Source organism: Sphingomonas sp. Leaf21, assembly GCF_916858675.1.
In the GTDB taxonomy this organism is placed as follows: domain Bacteria; phylum Pseudomonadota; class Alphaproteobacteria; order Sphingomonadales; family Sphingomonadaceae; genus Sphingomonas.
This window is the reverse complement of the sequence record NZ_CAKASM010000054.1, coordinates 1-910: the sequence shown is the minus strand read 5'-3', so window position 1 is coordinate 910 and position 910 is coordinate 1. Positions and strand designations below refer to the sequence as shown.

At 66.7% G+C, this 910-nt stretch carries 1 protein-coding gene; it reads right to left on the bottom strand.

What is annotated here, in order from left to right; all coding sequences use genetic code 11:
• Positions 1-812, bottom strand: an 812-nt coding sequence (locus LRP66_RS18195; protein ID WP_230484011.1) for a S8 family serine peptidase, incomplete at its 3' end; no start/stop codon positions are given.
• Positions 813-910: the final 98 nt, after the last annotated feature.

The following is a 910-nucleotide window of genomic DNA, read 5'->3' as shown; positions in this document are numbered from 1 at the left end:
GTGTCGAGCATGATGCGGCTAATCTCTTGGCCGCCGAGCTGCGGCCAGTACTGCTTCAGCAGGGCCGCGGCCCCCGCGATCCCCGGTGCCGCGAAGCTGTTGCCCGTCACGACGACCTGTTGGCCGTTCTGGTCCACGGTGGCGACGTTGCTCGCGACGACCGACAGGGTGCGGTCCGCCAATGCGCCGGGCGTGCCGTTGCCGCTGGGTGGCTGCAAGTTCGCATCGACGCGGATGCCGAACAGGAACCAGTCCTTGTTCGACAGGTCCTTGCCGACGAGGTTCGCCGCGACCTTGCCCGAGAAGCTGTCCTCGCCGACGTTGTTCGTCACCGACTCGACGAACAACCGGTTGCCGCCGCGTACTAGATCCATCGCCGACTTCAGATCAGCGGACATCTGCTCGCCGCCACCCGAGCCGTTGATGCTCATCGAGATCACGAAGGCCCCCTTGTCGACCGCATACCTGATCGCCGGCGCGATCAAGGCGACGTTCGGCGCATCCGATTCGGGTATCGGGCCGGTCGAACCCGCGGTGATGCCCTCGAGGTTCGGACCGCTGATCTTCAGCGCGAGGATGGTGGCGTCATAGGCCACGCCGTGCATGCCATTGCCATCGCGCGCACCGGCGGCGACCGCAGCGGTCTTGCTGCCGTGGCCGTCCTTGTCGTCGAGTTCGAACCGGATCGTCTCGCCCGGACAGGTCGCGCAGCGGGCGATCTTCTGGTCGAACGCTGTACTGTCAGCCGAGATGCGGCCCGCGAACTCCGGGCCATCACGGTCGATGCCGGTATCGACGATCGCGATCGTCACGCCCTTGCCCGTGATGCCCCGCGCGTAGGCATAGTCGGCCTTCATACCGATGGCAGCCGCGCTCTTCGCATCCTCGGCGGTCGGCGCAGACGTCGGGG